The sequence below is a fragment of the Streptomyces sp. NPDC026659 genome, assembly GCF_040638245.1.
GTDB lineage: Bacteria > Actinomycetota > Actinomycetes > Streptomycetales > Streptomycetaceae > Streptomyces.
The window spans coordinates 344,167-363,024 of record NZ_JBEZXY010000003.1 but is presented as its reverse complement, the minus strand read 5'-3'; the positions used below and the strand labels follow the sequence as shown (position 1 = coordinate 363,024).

General features: G+C 71.9%; 15 protein-coding genes. 12 read left to right on the top strand and 3 right to left on the bottom strand.

The features are described from left to right. Nucleotides 1-55: 55 nt before the first annotated feature. Nucleotides 56-1,264 carry a PP2C family protein-serine/threonine phosphatase gene (locus AB0E91_RS10535; protein WP_361778209.1) on the bottom strand — a complete coding sequence of 403 codons (1,209 nt, stop codon included), beginning with the start codon at nucleotides 1,262-1,264 and terminating at the stop codon, nucleotides 56-58. Between the two features lie 228 nt (nucleotides 1,265-1,492). Here AB0E91_RS10535 and AB0E91_RS10530 point away from each other — a divergent pair, with 228 nt between their 5' ends. The 3 genes from AB0E91_RS10530 (at nucleotide 1,493) to AB0E91_RS10520 (ending at nucleotide 3,604) form a co-directional block, all read left to right on the top strand. Next, nucleotides 1,493-1,969: a hypothetical protein gene (locus AB0E91_RS10530; protein ID WP_361778206.1), complete on the top strand. Its 477-nt coding sequence runs from the start codon at nucleotides 1,493-1,495 to the stop codon at nucleotides 1,967-1,969. Nucleotides 1,970-2,071: 102 nt separating this feature from the next. Continuing rightward, a complete protein-coding gene (locus tag AB0E91_RS10525; protein ID WP_361778204.1) occupies nucleotides 2,072-3,025 on the top strand; it encodes a hypothetical protein in 954 nt (317 codons plus the stop codon). 54 nt (nucleotides 3,026-3,079) lie between these two features. Next, nucleotides 3,080-3,604: a hypothetical protein gene (locus AB0E91_RS10520; RefSeq protein WP_361778201.1), complete on the top strand. Its 525-nt coding sequence runs from the start codon at nucleotides 3,080-3,082 to the stop codon at nucleotides 3,602-3,604. Here AB0E91_RS10520 and AB0E91_RS10515 read toward each other — a convergent pair. Then, a complete protein-coding gene (locus tag AB0E91_RS10515) occupies nucleotides 3,564-4,964 on the bottom strand; it encodes a PLP-dependent aminotransferase family protein (protein ID WP_361778198.1) in 1,401 nt (466 codons plus the stop codon). The two genes, AB0E91_RS10520 and AB0E91_RS10515, sit on opposite strands and share 41 nt — an antisense overlap. An 89-nt stretch (nucleotides 4,965-5,053) precedes the next feature. Here AB0E91_RS10515 and AB0E91_RS10510 point away from each other — a divergent pair, with 89 nt between their 5' ends. The 8 genes from AB0E91_RS10510 to AB0E91_RS10475 all read left to right on the top strand — a co-directional run bounded on the left by AB0E91_RS10510 (nucleotide 5,054) and on the right by AB0E91_RS10475 (nucleotide 14,638). Next, nucleotides 5,054-5,833, top strand: coding sequence for an alpha/beta fold hydrolase (locus AB0E91_RS10510; RefSeq protein ID WP_361778195.1), 780 nt, complete (start codon nucleotides 5,054-5,056; stop codon nucleotides 5,831-5,833). A 68-nt stretch (nucleotides 5,834-5,901) separates the two neighbouring features. Beyond that, complete coding sequence (locus tag AB0E91_RS10505; protein ID WP_361778192.1) at nucleotides 5,902-7,836, top strand: FUSC family protein; 1,935 nt, start codon at nucleotides 5,902-5,904, stop codon at nucleotides 7,834-7,836. A 101-nt stretch (nucleotides 7,837-7,937) separates the two neighbouring features. Next, entirely contained in the window at nucleotides 7,938-9,701 is a 1,764-nt protein-coding gene (locus AB0E91_RS10500) for a VWA domain-containing protein (protein ID WP_361778189.1), read from the top strand. A 142-nt stretch (nucleotides 9,702-9,843) separates the two neighbouring features. Then, complete coding sequence (gene metG, locus AB0E91_RS10495) at nucleotides 9,844-11,559, top strand: methionine--tRNA ligase (protein WP_361778186.1); 1,716 nt, start codon at nucleotides 9,844-9,846, stop codon at nucleotides 11,557-11,559. A gap of 151 nt (nucleotides 11,560-11,710) precedes the next feature. Then, nucleotides 11,711-12,640, top strand: coding sequence for a hypothetical protein (locus AB0E91_RS10490; RefSeq protein WP_361778183.1), 930 nt, complete (start codon nucleotides 11,711-11,713; stop codon nucleotides 12,638-12,640). Between the two features lie 78 nt (nucleotides 12,641-12,718). After that, nucleotides 12,719-13,327: a hypothetical protein gene (locus AB0E91_RS10485; RefSeq protein ID WP_361778180.1), complete on the top strand. Its 609-nt coding sequence runs from the start codon at nucleotides 12,719-12,721 to the stop codon at nucleotides 13,325-13,327. Between the two features lie 119 nt (nucleotides 13,328-13,446). Further along, on the top strand, nucleotides 13,447-13,857 hold the full coding sequence (locus AB0E91_RS10480; protein WP_361778177.1) for a hypothetical protein: 411 nt from the start codon (nucleotides 13,447-13,449) through the stop codon (nucleotides 13,855-13,857). A gap of 100 nt (nucleotides 13,858-13,957) precedes the next feature. Further along, nucleotides 13,958-14,638, top strand: coding sequence for a hypothetical protein (locus AB0E91_RS10475; RefSeq protein WP_361778174.1), 681 nt, complete (start codon nucleotides 13,958-13,960; stop codon nucleotides 14,636-14,638). A gap of 59 nt (nucleotides 14,639-14,697) precedes the next feature. Here AB0E91_RS10475 and aspS read toward each other — a convergent pair whose 3' ends face one another. After that, a complete protein-coding gene (gene aspS / locus AB0E91_RS10470) occupies nucleotides 14,698-16,461 on the bottom strand; it encodes an aspartate--tRNA ligase (RefSeq protein WP_361778171.1) in 1,764 nt (587 codons plus the stop codon). 174 nt (nucleotides 16,462-16,635) lie between these two features. Here aspS and AB0E91_RS10465 point away from each other — a divergent pair, with 174 nt between their 5' ends. Then, entirely contained in the window at nucleotides 16,636-18,843 is a 2,208-nt protein-coding gene (locus tag AB0E91_RS10465; protein ID WP_361778168.1) for a SpoIIE family protein phosphatase, read from the top strand. Nucleotides 18,844-18,858: the final 15 nt, after the last annotated feature.

Here is an 18,858-nt window from a genome sequence, read left to right as displayed (position 1 = left end):
CGGGGACGGGGAAGGTCCCCCCTGCGGGGGCGGGCGCGGGACGGCGGACGTCCGCCTACCCGGACGCGTCCGGCAGCCGCCGCACCGCGAACACGGTGGTGTCGTCGGCGAGCCGCCCCCGCGTGTGCCGCAGCACCCCGTCCCGCACGGCCCGCACCAGCCGGTCCGGGGCGGCGCGCCCCGGGTCACGGGTGACCGCCCGGTCCAGCTCGCGTACGAGCGCGTAGAACTCGCCGCCGCGGTCGCGGGCCTCGGTGACGCCGTCGGTGACGACGAGGAGGGTCTCGTCGGGATGGAGTTCGGGGGCGGGGACCGCCGCCGGGGCTTCCGCCGAGGCGCCGGCCGGGGTGCCGGCCGGACCACCCGCCAGGTCGCTCGTCAGGTCGCTCGCCAGGTCCCCCGTCAGATGGCCGAAGCCGATCGGGAGACGTGCGGTGCCGGGGAGGGGACGTACGCCGTGGGGGCCGACGGCCAGGGGCGCCTCGTGGCCGAAGTTGATGACCTCGACCGTGTCGCCGTGCGGTTCCGAGAAGCCGAGCAGGACGGCGGTGGCGAAGCGCTCTCCGTCGTAGCGGCCGAGCGCGGCCGTGTGGCCGCGGTGGCGGTACATGCGGATCTCCAGCCGGTCCGCGACGGTCGCGAGGTCGGGCTCGTGGTACGCCGCCTCGCGGAAGGTGCCGAGCAGCGCCGCCGCCGTCTCCACCGCGCCGAGCCCCTTGCCCTGCACATCGCCGACGAGGACCCGGGTGCCGTGCGGGCCCGGCTGGATGTCGTAGAAGTCGCCGCCCACCCGCGCGTCGGTGTCGGCGGCCAGATACACCCCCGCGTGCTCAAGCCCCGCCCAGCCCGGGGGCAGCGGGCGCAGCACCGTACGGCGGGTCGTCTCCGCGATGTCCCGCATGTGACCCTCGCGCCGCTCCCGGCGGACCCGCAGCTCGGCGGCGACGACGGCCAGCGCGCCGCCGAGCGCGACCAGCACGAAGTCGGCGTTCCCGGCCCGGTACTGGTCCGGGTACACCGTGTCCACCGCAACGTACGTGACCAGCGACAGCAGGGCGAACACGACGGTCGCCCCCACCCCGCACAGCGCGGCCGCGATGCTGGGCACCAGGACGATCCAGGAGACGATCCGGAACTGCTCACTGGTGAGGAGGTCGACCGCCGCGATGCCCATGAGCAGCGACAGCGGCACCAGCCACGCCACGTCGCAGCCGCCGACACGGAACCACTCCCGCTGCCGGTTCCGGCGGTCGATCCGCTCCACGAGGCCCTCTCCGTCACGAACCCGTCCGCGGCAGGGCGGCCGGGCCCTGCGTGGCTTCAGCGAAACACGCACGCACGTCACGCGCATCCGGGCACCGGGACGGGCGGCCCCCGCCGAGTTGCCGGGCCGTCGCCCCCGGTGTGATCTGGAGTGTGGAGCGGCATCCCGCCCGACGTCACGCGATGTCGGGCGACGTCGGGCGGGATGCCAGGCGAGAGGAGCGCTCTCATGGCTCACGCGGCACCCGCGTCCGGCGCGCGGACCGGCGGCGCCCGTACCTCCGGCCGGGGCGGCCCGGCCCGCACCGGGCCGACGCCCAACGTGCTCGACGCCCGCACCCACCGGATGCTCAGGATCGTCGTACCGGTACTGCTCGGGCTGATCTACGGCTACTGGGCGGCGGCCAACCGGCGCTCCGGCGGCCCCATCACCGGCTGGAACCTGCTCTTCGGGTTCCTCACGGCCCTCGTGTTCGCGGTCGTGCTCATCGCCCTGCTGACCGTGGCCCCCCGGCTGCGACGCGAGGTGCACGCGGCGGCCTGGGCGGTGTTCATCGGCTGCTCGTTCGGCTTCCTCTACAGCCAGACCGGCGACTCGATCTACCGCTCGGTGGGGAACTCGATCGCGGTCGCGGTGGTGACGTTCATCGTGTTCTTCTACCGCTTCTACACCCGCGAGGACGCGGCAGGACACCGCGTCCACTGAGCCCACGCGGCTGTACCCACACGGCTCACACGGCCCGTACGGATTCCCCCGTACGGGCCGTGTCCGCTCGCGCGCCACCCCCGCCGCCCCTTGCCTGGAAGGGTGTCCCCTCGTCTCCGGAGCGTCGTGTCGGCCGCGCTGATCGCGCTGGCCTGCCTCCTCGTGCCGTTCGGCGCGACGGCGGCCTGGGCGGCGTACACGCTCACCGACACGGGCCGGTACGTCACCACCATGGCGCCGCTCGCCGCCGACCCGGACGTACGGGAGGCCATCGCGGAGGCGGTCGGGGACGGCATCCTGCGCGCGGCGGACCAGCGCATGGACATGAGCCCGGTACGCGCCTCGGTACGGCCCTTCGTGCGCGACGCGGTCCGCTCCTTCACCCGCACCCCGGCCTTCCGGCTGGCCTGGGACACCGGCAACCGGATCACCCACGACGCGGTGCTGCGCGCGCTGCGCGACGAGGGGCCCACCACAGGGGCACCCGGCTCCGCCGTCACCGTCGACCTCGCCCCCGTCACCGCCCGGGTCAAGCAGCAGCTCACCCGGGACCACGTACCGCTCGCCGCCCGCATCCCGGTCCAGCACACCGTCGTCCCGGTGCTCCCGGCGGGCGACCTGACCCGGTTCCGCAAGGGGTACCACATGCTGGAAGTCGCCGGTTTCTGGCTGCCGGTGGCGGCCGTCGTGCTCGCCTCGGCCGGGATCGCCCTCGCCGTCAGCCGCCGCCGCGCGATCGTCGCGACCTCGCTCGGCACGGCCCTCGGCGGCGCCCTGCTCGCCCTCGCCCTCACCGTCGGCCGCGCCCTCACCCTGGCCGACCTGCCGCCCGACGTCCCCCACCCGGTCGCCGCCGCCGTCTACGACACCCTCACCGCCACCCTCCGCACGGTCTCCTGGCTTCTGCTCACCCTCGGTGTGACGGTGGCCCTGACGACCTGGCTGACCCGGCGCCGGGCCCGCCCGGAGGAACCCCGCAAGCCCGAGGAGAAGCGCAAGAACCGGCCGCCCACGTCCCCGGACCAGGTCCAGGAGGACGGCCGGGCCCAGGTCTGAACGCGGGGCACCGAGGGCCGGGCACTGTCAGTGCCGGGGCCTAGCGTGCGCCCCATGAGGCACTGGATACACGGACCCCTCGGCTGGATGAACGACCGCCCGATGACCGGCGAGGAGACCAACGTCGTCTTCTTCCGCGGCACTTCCCTGGACGCGCTCACCCGCGGCCTGCTCGACCAGCACCGACGCCCCCGCGCGTACGGCAAGGGCGACGACTGGGGCGTCCTCATGCACGACATGCACGCCTGGGACTCCGCGGCCACCGGCGACTACGAGGGCGCCCACTACGCCGCCCTGTGCCCGCCCGGCGCCGAACTGGCGGTCTTCGTCACCGAACCGTGCCTGGCGAAGGCCCACGGCCCCTGGTTCGAGTACTACCGCGACGGCCGCCTCCACACCGCCCTCGGCTTCGAGTCCCTCGACGACGGAGCCGGCCATGCCCCGGACCACTTCCTCCCGGCCCTCACCGAGGCCCATCTGACCGATCCCCTCACCGAGGCCGACGAACTCGACCACGAGGAACGCACGGTGGAGGCGATCACCCGCTTCCTGGGACTTCCCGAGCTGGAAGTCCCGTGACGGAGGCACCGGGCCCCTCCGCCGCGACCTCCGCCAACACCCCCAACGCCCGCACCAGTTCCCCCTCCGGCACCGAGCCGAGCCCCAGCCGTACCGCGTCCGGGGTGTGCGCGGGGGACGTGGCGAAGGCCGTGCCCGGGGTGATCGCGATGCCCCGGGCGCGGGCCGCCGCCGTGAAGGTGTCCGCGCGCCAGGGGGTGGGGAGGGGCCACCAGGCGAAGTACGAGGTCGGGGCGGTGAGCAGGGGGAAGCCGGACAGGGCCTTGGTGGTGAGGAGTTGGCGGTGGCGGGCGTCCGCGCGTTTGGCTGTCGTCAGGCGGTCCACCGTGCCGTCGGTGATCCATCGCACCGCCGCCTCCAGCGCCAGCGACCCCGCACTCCAGCCGCCGGACCGTACCGCCCGCGCCACCTCACCGGCCCGCGCGGGCGGTACGGCGGCGAAGCCCACGGTGAGGCCCGGGGCGACCCGCTTGGACAGGCTGTCGACGACGTGGCCGAGGCCGGGGAGGAGCGCCGAGAACGGCGGCTCGTCACCCTCGTGGAGGAAGGACCACACGCGGTCCTCCACCACCGGTATCCCCAAGTCCACTATCGCCTGCGCCAGTTCGGATCTGCGTTCCGCGTCCGGCGTCCGCGACGTCGGGTTGTGCAGCGTCGGCTGGAGGTAGAGCGCCGACAGCGGCGCCGAGCGGTGTGCGGCGGCGAGGGACGCGGGGAGGGGGCCGCGTTCGTCCGTGGCCAGCGGGACCAGCGTGGCGCCGAGGCGGGCCGCTACCTCCCTCACCAGCGGATACGTCAGCGGCTCGACGCCGATCCGGCCGCCCGGGCGGACCAGGGAGGCAAGGGTGGCGGCGATGGCCTGGCGGGCGTTGCCGGTGAAGACGATTCCGTCGGGAGACAGGGAGTCCCGGGGGAACAGTCCGGCGAACGCCTCCCGCGCCGCTTCCGTTCCCGCCGCCGGGGCGGGCAGATGCAGTGCTTCGGAGAGGGCATCGGGACGCAGGAGTTCGGCGAGGACGGGGGCCAGCAGCTCCGACTGGCCCTCCACACAGGGGTAGTTCAGCTCCAGGTTCACCGTCGCGGGAGCGCAGGAAGTCTCCGTCAGCGCGTGCCCGGGCTGCGCGTCCGGCACCGTGGCGCGCACGAACGTGCCCCGGCCGACCTCACCCACCACCAGTCCCCGGCGGGCGAGTTCGCCGTAGACCCGCTCGGCGGTGGACGCGGCGATGCCGTGGCGGCGGGCGAACGCCCTTTGCGGAGGCAGGCGTTGGCCGATCCGCAGGCGGCCGCGCGCGATGTCGGCGGCTATCCGGTCGGCGATGCGGCGATAGTCGTTCCCGACTCCCCGTGTCCCGTCCACAACTCACCCTCTCCAGCCAGGCGTTCCCATTGCACCGAGGGCAAAGATTTCATTGCACCGAGTCGGACGCGACTCCTAGGGTCGATCCCATGCCCCCCTTCCTCGCATACGACGACAAAGGCCCCGAAAACGGCCGCCTGCCCCTGGTCCTCGTCCACGGTCACCCCTTCGACCGCACGATGTGGGCCCCGCAGCTCGCGGAGTTCTCCGCCGGGCGCCGGGTGATCGTCCCCGATCTGCGCGGGTACGGCGCCTCGCCGGTGACCCCCGGCACGGTCCCGCTCTCCCGGCACGCGCGCGACATCGAGAGCCTCCTCGACCACCTCGGGGTGAGCGCCTTCGTGCTCGCCGGGCTCTCCATGGGCGGGCAGATCGCCATGGAGTGCGCGGGGCGGTTCGGTGCCCGCGTCCGGGGCCTCGTCCTCGCGGACACCTTCCCCGAGCCCGAGAACCCCGAGGGCGTACGGTCCCGGCACGCCATGGCCGACCGACTGCTCGCGGAGGGGATGACCGGGTACGCCGACGAGGTGCTGGAACGGATGGTCGCCCCGTATGCCGACCCCGCCGTCAAGGCGCACGTGCACCGCATGATGACCGGCACCGACCCCGAGGGCGCCGCCGCCTCCCTGCGCGGCCGCGCGGCCCGCCCCGACTACCGGCCACTGCTCGCCGACCTCACCACGCCCACCCTGGTGATCGCCGGCGCCGACGACACGTACACACCGGTCGCGGACGCGGAAGCGATGCACCGGGCGCTGACGAACTCCCGGCTGCACGTCGTACCCGGCGCGGCCCATCTGCCGAACCTGGAGCGGCCGGAGGAGTTCAACCGGGTGCTGGGGGCGTTCCTGGAAGAGGTGGACGCGTAGAGCGGGGGACCGGGGGGCGCAGAGCAGGGAACCGGAGGATCACCGGGCGAAGCGACCATAATGGGCGCATGTCCCGAGAGTTCCCGATCGGCCTCACCCCTCCCGACTGGCTGGTACGGAACCTCCGCGCACAGCCCGCGCCGGTCAACTGGGCCGCCGTGGCCCGGGCCTCCATCGCCCTGGCGCTCCCCCTGGCGCTCGGGTTCGCGCTCGGCTACCCCGCGTACGGCGCGCTCGCCTCCATGGGCGCGCTCAACGGCGTCATCGGCGACACCGCCGACGCCTACCGGATGCGCGTCATCACCATCGCCGTACCCCAGCTCGTCGGCGCCGTCGGCGTCATCCTCGGCACGCTCGTCTTCGGGCAGGGCTGGCCGGCGGTCGGGGTCGTCACCGGTGTCGCGCTGGTCTCCGGGATGATCTCGACCATCGGCACGGTGGCCTCCGTGTCGGGCCTACTGCTCCTGCTCAACTGCGTCGTCGGCGCGGGCCTGCCGCTGCCCCGCCCCTGGTGGCTGGCGCCGCTGCTGATGACCGGCGGCGGGCTGCTGGTCCTGGTGCTCGCCCTGCTCGCCTGGCCGCTGCGCGCCGGGGTGCCCGAACGCGGCTCCGTCGCCCTCGCCTACCGCAGGGTCGCCGACCTGCTGGCCGCCTGCGGCGGACCTCCCGAGCGGTACGTCGCCGCCCGCTTCGACGTCACCCGCGCGCTGAACCAGGCGTACGACGTCCTGCTCGGCCACCGCGCCCTGCACCACGCGCGCAGCCCGGAACTCACCCGGCTGATCGCCCAGTTGAACGCGATCACGCCGGTGATCGAGGCGGCGCCCGCCGTCGACCTCACCGGCAAGCCGCTGCCGCCGGAGGTCCCGGAGACGGTGCGCCGCCTGGCCGACGACGTGGCGGCGGGCCGCACCGGCCGGCTGGACCTGCCCGAGCCGCCCCCGCCGACCACGGAGACCGCCCGCGCCCTCGACCACGCGCTGCGGCACGCCGCCGAGGTGGTCGCGGCCCCGCACGTGGACCCGCTCGGGGTGGACGACCACGCCGTACCGCTGCGCGCCCGCACTTCGCGGGCCGCGCGCAACGTCGTGCTGTCCGCCAACTCCTGGCGCTACGGCCTGCGTCTGGCCCTATGCATCGGCATCGCCCAGGCCCTGGTCTCCCTGGTGCCCGTCCCCCGCTCCTACTGGGTCGCGCTGACCATCACCTTCGTCCTCAAGCCCGACTTCGGCTCGGTGTTCTCCCGCGCGCTGCTGCGGGCGCTGGGCACGGTGGTGGGCCTCGTACTGGCGGCGGCGGTGCTGGCCGAAGTACCGCTCGGCTGGTGGGACGTCCCGGTGATGATGGTGCTGGCCCCGCTGGTCCCGGCCCTCACCCCGCGCGGCTACGGCTACCAGACCGCCGCGATCACCCCGGTCATCCTGCTCCTCTCCGACATCCTCAACCACCAGGGCGTCGGCCTGCTGCTGCCCCGGCTCCTCGACTCCCTGATGGGCTGCGGGATCGCGCTCGTCGCCGGGTATCTGCTGTGGCCGGAGAGCTGGCACAGCCGGGTCGGCGACCGGCTCGCGGACGCGGTCGCCGACACGGCGGCGTACGTCGAGGCGGCGTTCGGCGCGGCCACGGCACCCGCCTCCCGTACCCGGATGCGACGCCGCCTGTACCGCGATCTGTCCACCATCCGGACGGAGTTCCAGCGCGCCCTGACCGAACCACCGCCCACGGGACGCCGTGCGGCGGCCTGGTGGCCGCTGGTGGTCGCCGTGGAACGCATCGTCGACGCGACGACCGCGGCCCGGGTCCGCGTACGCCACGGAGCCCCGCCCCCGTGCCCCGCGGAGGTCCAGCACGTGGCCCGCCAACTCCGTGAACTGGCCGAATCCGTACGGCAGACCGACACCCTCACCGCCGTCCGCACCGACCTCACCGGACCCTCCGACAGCGTCCTCGAGCCGCTCCGCCAAGAGGTCGCCGCCGCCCGCGCGATCGCGACACCCCACTGACGACACCCCCGGTGCGGCCGGAACCCGCGCCTCAGGGCCGCTAACCTTACGTGTCCGTCCTGGCCAGCGATCGGCATCAACTCACGCGAAGGGTTGCGCACATGGGCATTCTCACTCTCCTGAGGAACGCGTTCGGCCGCCGCAAAGAGCGTCCCGCCGAGCCAGAGAATGCGCCAACCGTCCCGGAACCCCGCGAACACGAGCTGGTCTCGGCGGCGTTCGACGACGTAACGGTGCCGAGGCAACTGGCCGCCGAGCCGGGTGCTGTGGAGACCCGGGGTACGGCTGAGGCTGCTGCGGCTGCTGCGGCGAAGCCGGACGAGGTTGAGGTCGCGGCATCGGTTGAGTCGACCGAGGCCGAGGTGGCGGAGACGTCGGTTACGACGGAGCCGCGTGAAGCCGCGGTCGCGGAGGAAGCGGTTACGGCGGAACCGGGCGAGCCCGAGGCCACCGAGACGGCTGAGCCGAAGGAAGCCGAGATCGCCGAGGCGTCGGTGGTCACGGCTGAAACGCGTGAGCTGGACGAGGCCGAGGTCACCGAGGTGTCCGTGGTCGCGACGGAGCCGAGCGAGCCCAAGGTCACGGAAGCTGCGGCCGAGGCTGCGGTTGCGGCGGAGCCGACGGTTACGGCTGAACCGGCTGAGGCTGAGGTCGCGGAGACGGCTGTTACCGCGGAGCCGTACGAGTCCGAGGTCGTCGAGTCGTCCGTGGCCGCGGCGGAGACGGACAAGCCCGAGATCACCGAGGCGTCGGCGGTCCCGGCCGAGACGGACGAGACGAAGGACGCGGGAGCGGCGACTGCGGCCGAGCCGGGCGAGGCCGAGGCCCCGGAGACGGCAGCCACCGAGGTCGCGCAGCCGGACCTCGCGGAGGCCGTGGCCGAGCCGGAGAACGTCGCGGTCACCGAGACCGCGGCCGAGGTGACGGCCCCGGCGGAGCCGAGCGAGCCCGAGATCCCCGAGGCCACGCCCCAGGTGCCCGCGCAGCGCACGGAGATCGAGGCGAGCGAACTCGACATCACGGTCGTGTCCGAGGCCACCGAGCCGACGACTGACGCGGAACCCCAGCCGGAGCAGCACCCGGCGCCGGCGGAAGCCACCACTGCACCCGAGGCCACCACCGCCGAACCCGAGGCCGCCGACGGCGAGCACACCCCGCAGGGGCCACCCGCACCCGACAACGAAAGCCGCACGGGTGGTGCGGGTGGGAACGAGTCCGCCGCCGAAGGCGAAGCCGAGGCGGACCAGGCCGAGACGACGACCCCCGTCGCCACCGCCCTCGCCAAGGCCAACCTCGCCACCCCCGCGAAGACCTACCTCGTCCTCGACCGCTCCGCGAGCATGCGCCCGTACTACAAGGACGGCTCGGCCCAGGCCCTGGCCGACCAGACCCTCGCCCTCGCGACGGAGCTGGACCCGGCCGACACCCCCACCGTCCACGTCGTTTTCTTCTCCACGGAAGTGGACGGCACCACGGACCTCACCCCCGACACCACGCAGACCGTCGACGACACGCACGCCACCCTCGGCCGCATGGGCCGTACCAGCTACCACGCCGCCGTGGAAGCCGTACTCGCCCACCACGACAAGCACCACACCCCCGCCGACAAGGCCCTGGTGATCTTCCAGACGGACGGCGCCCCGGACGCGAAGACCCCCGCCACCCAGGCCCTGACGAACGCCGCGAAGACCCACCCGAACGTCTTCTTCTCCTTCGTCGCCTTCGGTGAGCACGACAACAAGGCCTTCGACTACCTCCGCAAGCTGAAGACCCCGAACACGTCCTTCTTCCACGCGGGCCCCACCCCCCGCGAGCTGACGGACGCCGAGCTGTACGAGGGCGTACTGGCGGGCTGGCGCCCGTAAGGGAACCGCCGTAAGGGAACCCACCACCACGAGCTCCCCGTATGCCGCCCGCGTCCACCCCGTAAAACGGGAAGCGGGCGGCATACACACGTCGGCTACGATTTCAAGGTTCGTACCCGTAGCGACCTGGGAGCAGCCCCCGATGGCTCGACACCTCATCACCAGCGCCCTTCCGTACATCAACGGGATCAAGCACCTGGGCAACATGGTGGGGTCCATGCTCCCGGCGGACGTGTACTCCCGGTACCTCCGCCAGCGCGGCCACGACGTCCTGTACATCTGCGCGACCGACGAGCACGGCACCCCCGCCGAGCTGGCCGCCAAGGAGCGGGGCCTGGCGGTGGACGAGTTCTGCGCCCAGGCGCACGACGCGCAGAAGGCGGTCTACGACGGCTTCGCGCTCGCCTTCGACTACTTCGGCCGCAGCTCCTCCGCCGAGAACCGGGACATCACCCAGCACTTCGCGCGGAAGCTGAACGAGAACGGCTTCATCGAGGAGCGGGCGATCCGCCAGGTCTACTCGCCCACCGACGGCCGCTTCCTGCCGGACCGCTACGTGGAGGGCACCTGCCCGCACTGCGGCTACGACAAGGCCCGCGGCGACCAGTGCGAGAACTGCACCCGCGTGCTCGACCCGACCGACCTGATCGACCCGCGCAGCGCGATCTCCGGCTCCACGGACCTGGAGGTCCGCGAGACCAAGCACCTCTTCCTCCTCCAGTCCAAGCTCCAGCACGAGGTCGAGGAGTGGGTGGCCCGGCACGAGCAGGACTGGCCGCAGCTGGCGTCCTCCATCGCCCGCAAGTGGCTGACCGAGGGCCTGCACGACCGCGCGATCACCCGTGACCTGGACTGGGGCGTGCCCGTCCCGGCGGACACCTGGCCGGAGCTGGCGGCCGAGGGCAAGGTCTTCTACGTCTGGTTCGACGCCCCGATCGAGTACATCGGCGCGACGAAGGAGTGGGCGGACCAGGACCCGGAGAACCGGGACTGGAAGTCCTGGTGGTACGAGGCGGACGACACCGTCCGGTACACGCAGTTCATGGCGAAGGACAACGTCCCGTTCCACACGGTGATGTTCCCGGCGACCGAGCTGGGCGTGCGGGAGCCGTGGAAGAAGGTCGACTACGTCAAGGCGTTCAACTGGCTGACGTACTACGGCGGCAAGTTCTCCACCTCGCAGAAGCGGGGCGTCTTCACGGACCAGGCCCTCGACATCCTGCCCGCCGACTACTGGCGCTACTTCCTGATCGCCAACGCCCCCGAGTCGGACGACTCGTCCTTCACGTGGGAGCACTTCACCGCCACGGTGAACAAGGACCTCGCCGACACCCTCGGCAACTTCGTCAACCGCGTCCTGTCCTTCTCCCGCAAGCGCTTCGGCGACGAGGTCCCGGCGGGCGGCGAGCCCGGCGAGGCGGAGGCGCGCCTGGGCGAGGAGATCGCCGGGCTGCTCGCGGAGTACGAGACCCAGATGGAGGCGCTCCAGTTCCGCAAGGCGGCCGCCGCCCTGCGCGCCCTGTGGTCGGCCGGCAACTCCTACCTGGAGGAGAAGGCCCCCTGGCTGGAGATCAAGACCAACCCCGAGGGCGCGGCCCTGACCCTGCGTACGGCGATGAACCTGATCCACCTCTACTCGGTGGTCTCGGAACCCTTCATCCCGGCCTCCTCGGCGGCGATGCGCGCGGCCTTCGCCCTCCCCTCCGACACCGCCACCTGGATCACCCAGGAAGAGGCCAAGTCCCTCTCGGCCGTCCCCACCGGCACCCCCTTCACCGTCCCCCCGGTCCTCTTCGCCAAGCTGACGGACGAGGACCTGGAGACGTACAAGGAGCGCTTCGGCGGTCAGCCCGCCTGACGTAGCCCTCCGACGGCGCCGGCCCCCTTTCGGGTCGGCGCCGTCGCACGTCAGCGACCATCCCCGGCTGAACGTTCCCTCGCCCCTCGAACGAGTGAACCCCTACGGTTCACCCGGACAGAGCATGCATCCCTGCCCCTAACGTGCGCTCATGGTCACATCAGCCCATGAGGGCATGCACCGGGTCTTCGAGGAGCGCCCCGAGATCCTGGCGCCCGTCTTCGAAGCGCTGGGCATCGCCTTCCCCGAGAAGGCGGCCACGTACGCGGTCACCGCGGACGTGACGGAGACCCGGCCGCTCGCCCGGCACGTGGACACCGTGCTGCGCATCGAGCCGTCCGACGGCGACGACTTCCTGCTCGCCATCGAGGCCCAGGAACGCCGCGACAACGACAAGTCCGCGAGCTGGCCGTACTACGTCGCCTATCTCCAGTCGAAGTACCAGTTGCCGGTACTCCTGCTCGTCGTCTGCCGCGACCTGCCCACCGCCAGGTGGGCCACCGGCCCCTTCGAGTGCGGGACGCGTGGCTGGACCGCCCAGCGCACGTACCCCCTGGTCGTCGGTCCGGACAATCTTCCGGTGATCACCGACGCGCGAACAGCGGCCGAGAAGCCCGCTTTGGCCGCCTTTTCTGCCCTGACACACGCCAATACCCCGGTGGGCGACGCCATACTGGACGCACTCGGCAACGCTCTCCCGCAGATGCCCACCCACGCCGCTCTGTACATCGGTCAGTTCTTGGACAGCGCCCTCGGGGCAACTCCCGCAGGCGACAAGTGGAGGAACATCGTGTCGTTCGTGAACTTCTTTCCCGGTCGGGGCACGCTGCTGGAGCGCACGTACCTGGAAGGCGAGGCCAAGGGGGAGGCGAAGGGCGAAGCCAGGGGTGAGGCCAAGGGCGTGCTGCGCGTACTGGAAGTACGCGGCATCCCGATCCCGGACGACATCCGCAAGCGCGTCACCACCTGCACCGACCCCGCCCGCGTGAGCGACTGGCTCGACCGCGCCGGAACCGTCGAACGCGCCGAGGACCTCTTCGCCGACATCCCCGACATCCCCGAGGCTCCGGAACAACGCTGACCCGGCCAAGCGCCGGCAGAGGACGGACGCCGTGAACCTCCCCGCCGTCCACACGCCACTGTCTGGCAGCCTGCGTCCATGGAAGAACTCATGGGCACCCAGAAGCCGGCGCACAGAATCCTCGGCCCGGACGAGGCGATCGCCGTGCTGGAAGGCGTTGTCCCCGGGCTGGTGGCCCTGCGCCGGTCGGAACCGGCCGTCTTCGACTGGAAGGCGGTCGAGGAAGCCCTCGGAACGCGGCTGCCGTCCGACTTCAAGGCGCTCGCCGAGTGGTACCCGGCCTTCGAGCTGGACGACTTCCTGGGCGTCTTCCTTCCCTGGCCCGGCGAGGAAGGCGACTGGGCCGGGGAAGGCGACGGGCCGTACTCGGACTACCCTGCCGACCTGCGTCCCCCGGAGCTCGTCCCGACGAACCTGATTTCCTGGGGAGACTCCAAGGAGGGCGACGTGTTCTTCTGGAGCGTGCTCGGCGACGACCCCGAACACTGGCCGGTCACCATCTGCTCCCGCAACGGCCCCTGGTGGCACTACGCGGGCGGAACAGTCCAGTTCCTGGCAGAGCTCACCAACGGAACCCTGGAACCCTGGGAACTCCCTCCGATCAGCCCCGAAGTCACCGGCTGGGGCGTCGCGGGCGGCGGTTGGCAGGAGAAAGCCGAGGTCTCCCTCGAGATGCGGGACATATGAGCGGCTGGAGCGAACGGCCTGCCCCTCCACACCGGCGCGAACGTCTCCCCGCTACTCGCAAGAGTGAACGCACCCTGATCACCCGGACCGCAGTGCCTCAAGGCCCCTAGCTTGCCCGTGTGAACACCAAAGTGGAGGAAGAGCTCGCGGGGGAATTCCGGATCATGGCCCTGCAGCTCGCCTTGGGCATTGATCCGGTCAAGATCTCGCACTTCTTCTGCGCGAGTCTGAAGGAACGCGCGCAGAGGGGCGAGATCTCGGCAGCGGAGTTGGCCGACATGAACGCCCGGATCCAGCGCTGGAGCGCCGACCACAAGGCCGGCTGGACCCAGGGGTACGCCGAGGGCTGGGCCTTCGCGATCCTCAGGATTCTTGAGCTGCGTGACGTCCCCATGTCCGACGAGATCCACGGCTACATCGCCACTCGGACCGATCTGAAGGTCCTGGCCCGCTGGCTCGACCTCGCTCCCACGGTCACCCGTGCGGAAGAGCTGATCACTACGGTCTCCGAGGACGCGCCCGAGGGATGAAATCCGGGCCCGGAACCGAGCCCCGGAGGGTGGCGGCGCGTCGGGTCTGGGAAAGTTCAGGCTGTCCGAGCAGCACAGGAACGCTCCCCTTGGCCACGCCGTGAACCTTCCCGACCCCCACCGTCGTCTCCTCGCCGATGCCGTCACCGCGGGTGCCCCGTACGGGCTCGTGCTGGCCGGGGGGTATGCCCTGCAGGCGCATGGGATCGTGCGGCGGGCGCATCGGAACCTGGACTTCGCCAGTGAGAGCGGGGTGGGGATGGAGGAGATCGCCCGGGGGCTCGCGGGGGCGTTGGAGGTGCGGGGGCGGAGGGTCGAGGTGCGGGGCGTCGGTTCGTTCGCCGCTCAGCTGGTCGTCGGCGATCCGCCGAGCGGGGAGGCCGTCGAGCTGGCGCTGCACAAGGAGGCGCTGTGGGAGCCGCCCGAGCTGACGGAGTACGGGCCCACGCTGTCGCTGGAGGATGCCGTCGGCATGAAGATCCGGGCCCTGTACGACCGGGGCGCGGCCGTCGATCTGGTCGACGCGCGGGCCGCGGCCGGGCGGTTCTCGTTGCCGGAGCTCGAAGAGCTGGGGCGGCGGCACGCGTACGACGTGTTCGATCTGCCCACGCTGCAGGAGCGGCTGACGGGAACCGACTTCTATCCGGACGGTGACTTCATCGGGTACGGGCTCACGCGACAGGACGTCTCCGACCTGCGCGCCTGGGCCCAGCACTGGTCCGACGACATCGGTGAGCGGCTCCTGGAGGACGGCGCCGATCCCGATCAAGTAGAGGAATAGGCGGAAACAGAGACGGCCCGGCTCCTGAGGGAGCCGGGCCGTCTCACGCGCACCGCTTACTACTTCGGCTGCGGCTTCCTGATGTTCAGGTGCAGCTCCCGCAGGCGGGACTCGTCCAGCTCGGTCGGGGCGCCCATCATGAGGTCCTGGGCGTTGCCGTTGAGCGGGAAGGCGATCGTCTCGCGGATGTTGGGCTCGTCCGCGAGGAGCATGACGATGCGGTCGACGCCGGGGGCGATGCCGCCGTGCGGCGGGGCGCCGAAGCGGAACGCGCGGAGCATGCCGGCGAACTTGTCCTCGACCGTGTCACGGTCGTAGCCCGCGATCTCGAAAGCCTTGAGCATGATGTCCGGCTCGTGGTTCCGGATCGCGCCGGAGGACAGCTCGACGCCGTTGCAGACGATGTCGTACTGCCAGCCCAGGATGTCCAGCGGGTCCTGGGTCTCCAGGGCCTCCAGACCGCCCTGCGGCATCGAGAACGGGTTGTGGGAGAAGTCGATCTTCCCCGTCTCCTCGTCCTTCTCGTACATCGGGAAGTCGACGATCCAGCAGAAGCGGAAGACGCCGTCCTCGAACTGGCCCGCGCGCTTGGCCGCCTCGACGCGCACCGCGCCCATGATCTTGGAGACCTCGTCGAACTCGCCCGCGCCGAAGAACACCGCGTGGCCGGGGGCCAGCGACAGACGCTTGGTCAGCTCGGCGACGTTCTCCTCGGTGAGGAACTTGGCGATCGGGCCGGTCAGTGAACCGTCCTCGCCGACGCGGACCCAGGCCAGGCCCTGCGCGCCCTGCGAGACGGCGAACTCGCCGAGACCGTCGAAGAACTTGCGGCTCTGGCCCGCGACGTCCGGCACCGGAAGCGCGCGCACGTGCTTGCCCGCGAACGCCTTGAACGCCGAGCCCTCGAAGACGTCGGTGATGTCGACGAGCTCCAGCTTGGCGCGCAGGTCCGGCTTGTCGGAGCCGTACTTGAGCATCGCCTCGCGGAACGGGATGCGCGGGAACGGCGAGGTGACGTGGCGGCCGCCGCCGAACTCCTCGAACAGCTCGGTCATGAGCTTCTCGATCGGCTGGAAGATGTCCTCCTGCTCGACGAAGCTCATCTCGACGTCGAGCTGGTAGAACTCGCCCGGCGAGCGGTCGGCGCGGGCGTCCTCGTCGCGGAAGCAGGGCGCGATCTGGAAGTACCGGTCGAAGCCGGAGATCATCAGCAGCTGCTTGAACTGCTGCGGCGCCTGCGGCAGGGCGTAGAAGCGGCCCGCGTGGACGCGCGAGGGCACGACGTAGTCGCGGGCGCCCTCGGGGGAGGTGGCGGACAGGATCGGCGTCGCCATCTCGTTGAAGCCCATCGCGGACATCTTCTGGCGCATCGCGGAGATGACCGCCGTGCGCAGCATGATGTTGCGGTGCATGCGCTCGCGGCGCAGGTCCAGGAAGCGGTACTCCAGGCGCCGCTCCTCGTTCACGCCGTCCTCGGCGTTGATCGTGAAGGGCAGCGGGGCGGCGGCACCGAGCAGCTCGACCTCCGCGACCTCGACCTCGATCTCACCGGTGGGCAGCTCGGGGTTCACGTTCTCGGTTCCACGTGAAACAACGCGGCCGTCGATGCGGACCGTGGACTCCTTGGAGATGGAGTCCAGGGCCTCGTACGCGGGGGTGCCGGGGCGGGCGACCAGCTGCGTGATGCCGTAGTGGTCACGCAGATCGATGAAGAGGATGCCGCCCAGGTCGCGACGATTGTGCAGCCAGCCACTGAGCCGGACGTCGGTGCCGACGTCAGAGGCGCGGAGCTGGCCGCAGGTGTGGGACCTGTACCGATGCATCGTCGTTCATCGTCCTTCGTGTTTCGGGGCTACGGGAGTGCTCTCTCCCGGTTGCGTACGGGCACGGGGCCCGGACCCGTCAAGGGTACCGGGCACCCCAAGATCGGCTCCTCACCATTACCGTCCACCGATCCACGGTGGCAGTCCCTGGTCACCTCTTCATAAAGTGGGGCAATGCGCACAGGCGAGCCGCTTCCGTCCACCGGGGACATCCTCGCCGCCCTCGCGACCGGACTGTGGCACTGGGACACGGCGACGGAACTGGTCACCGTGGACGCGGAGGCGGCACGGCTGCTCGGCCTCCCCGCGCGCCCCACCACCCTCACCGAGGCCCGGGCCCGCGCCCGGCTGCACCCCGACGACTGGAACGAGATCACCGGAGTGGTGCCGCTCGCGGTGGCCGAGGGCACGCTGGCCGAGGTGCGCATCCGGATCATCGACGAGCAGGGGCACGTCCTCCGGGTCGTACGCAGCCGCTCCAAGCCGTCGTACGACCGTGAGCGGCACGCGTACGAACTGATCGGCACCCTCCAGGAGGTGACCGAGCCCGCGCCGGGCACGTCGTCGGCGCGCAGCGCGGTCACCGGGGACTGGCGGCGCTCGCGCGAGGCGTTCCTGCTGGACGCGGGCCGGGCGCTGGCCGAGGCGCGCTCCACGGAGGAGGTGCTGCGGGTCGCGGCCGGTCTGTCGATGCCGGGGTTCTCCCCGGACGGCCTCGCGGTGTTCGGCGTGGAGGGCGAGCGGCTGACGATCATCGGCCATCACGGCTACGCGCCCGGCGACGACGGCCCCTTCACCCATATGCCGCTGAGCACCAACTATCCGGCCGCCGAGGTCGTCCGCACCGGCCGCGCCGTCTATCTCTCCTCGCCCGGCTCCTACCGGGACCGCTATCCGGCCGCCTGGCCGCTGGCCGAGCCGTTCGGGCGCCGCTCGTGGGCGTTCCTGCCGCTGACGGCGGGCGGGCACACGATGGGCGCCTGGATGGCGGCGTTCAGCTATCCGGTGGCGTTCACCCCGGACGAGCGGGCCGTGCTCACCACCGTGGCCCGGATGCTCGCGCAGGCGCTGTCGCGGGCGAGCGCCGCCGAGACCCAGCGGGAGCTGACCGAGGGCCTCCAGCGCTCCATGCTGCCCTCGCTGATCGCCGGGATACCCGGCATGAACGTGGCCGCCCGCTACATACCGACCGGCGGCGGCCTCCAGGTCGGCGGCGACTGGTACGACATGATCCCGCTGCCCGGCGGGGCCACCGGGCGCAGTACCGACGGCGGCAGGTTCGCGCTGGTCATCGGGGACGTGCAGGGGCACGACGTACGGGCGGCGGGACTGATGGGCCAGCTGCGCATCGCCCTGCGCGCCTACGCCGCCGAGGGGCACCGCCCGGACGCCGTGCTCTCCCGCGCCTCCCGTTTCCTGCACGGCATCACGCACGACGAGGATCTGACCCAGCTGCGCTTCGCGACCTGCCTGTACGCGGAGGCCGACCCGGCGACGGGCCGCCTGGAGGTCGCCCGGGCCGGGCACCCCGACCCGGTGGTCCGGATGGCGGACGGCACGGTGATGACCCGGCCGACGGCGGGCGGGCCGCCGCTGGGCGTCGATCCGGACGCCGACTATCCGACGACCCGGTTCACCCTGGAGCCGGGCGAGACGATGATGCTGTGCACCGACGGGCTGATCGAGACCGGCGGCCACGACATGGAGAGCGGCTGGCGGCGCGTCCGCGCGATCCTGGAGGAGCACGCCGTCCCGGACGTGGACCGCGAGCGCGGTCTGGAGGAGCTGGCGGACGCGCTGGTGCAGGGCGTGCACGGGCCGTCCTCCCACCACACGACGGGCCCGCTGGCCGACCGCCGCGAGGACGACATCGCGGTCCTGCTGCTGTACCGGGGCGAGGAGCCCGAGCGGGAGGAGAAAGCGCGTACCCGGGTGCGCAGCACGCTGCTGTCGGTCGCGCAGGACGAGCCCGAGCGGATCGCGGAGGCCCGCCAGTATCTGCGCGAGCTGCTGCACGACTGGGTCTCCCCGGACCAGGTGGACTCGGCGGTGCTGCTGGTCTCCGAGCTGATCACCAACGTGCTGGTGCACACCGACGCGGACGCGCTGCTGCTCGCCGAGATCTTCGGGCAGAACGGCGCACGACGGCTGCGGGTCCAGGTCACCGACACCGGCGCCGACCTGCCGCACAAGCGCCGCCCGGGCGAGCTGGCCTCCTCGGGCCGGGGCCTGATGCTGATCGAGCTGCTGGCCGACGCCTGGGGGGTCGAGCCCCAGGGCAAGGGCAAGAGCATCTGGTTCGAGCTGTACGAGCAGGACGGGGAGGGTGGGGAGGGCGGGGGCGCGGCCGCCGTGGAGTGGGGCCTGTCCGACGAGCTCTAGGTCCTGTCGTCCGAG

What these genes read in the sequence shown, in the direction of transcription:
- metG (WP_361778186.1), top strand. Translation starts at nt 9,844, where the DNA reads ATGGCTCGACACCTCATCACCAGCGCCCTTCCGTACATCAACGGGATC.
- AB0E91_RS10530 (WP_361778206.1), top strand. Translation starts at nt 1,493, where the DNA reads ATGGCTCACGCGGCACCCGCGTCCGGCGCGCGGACCGGCGGCGCCCGT.
- AB0E91_RS10485 (WP_361778180.1), top strand. Translation starts at nt 12,719, where the DNA reads ATGGAAGAACTCATGGGCACCCAGAAGCCGGCGCACAGAATCCTCGGC.
- AB0E91_RS10490 (WP_361778183.1), top strand. Translation starts at nt 11,711, where the DNA reads ATGGTCACATCAGCCCATGAGGGCATGCACCGGGTCTTCGAGGAGCGC.
- AB0E91_RS10465 (WP_361778168.1), top strand. Translation starts at nt 16,636, where the DNA reads ATGCGCACAGGCGAGCCGCTTCCGTCCACCGGGGACATCCTCGCCGCC.
- aspS (WP_361778171.1), bottom strand. Translation starts at nt 16,461, where the DNA reads ATGCATCGGTACAGGTCCCACACCTGCGGCCAGCTCCGCGCCTCTGAC.
- AB0E91_RS10505 (WP_361778192.1), top strand. Translation starts at nt 5,902, where the DNA reads ATGTCCCGAGAGTTCCCGATCGGCCTCACCCCTCCCGACTGGCTGGTA.
- AB0E91_RS10510 (WP_361778195.1), top strand. Translation starts at nt 5,054, where the DNA reads ATGCCCCCCTTCCTCGCATACGACGACAAAGGCCCCGAAAACGGCCGC.
- AB0E91_RS10520 (WP_361778201.1), top strand. Translation starts at nt 3,080, where the DNA reads ATGAGGCACTGGATACACGGACCCCTCGGCTGGATGAACGACCGCCCG.
- AB0E91_RS10500 (WP_361778189.1), top strand. Translation starts at nt 7,938, where the DNA reads ATGGGCATTCTCACTCTCCTGAGGAACGCGTTCGGCCGCCGCAAAGAG.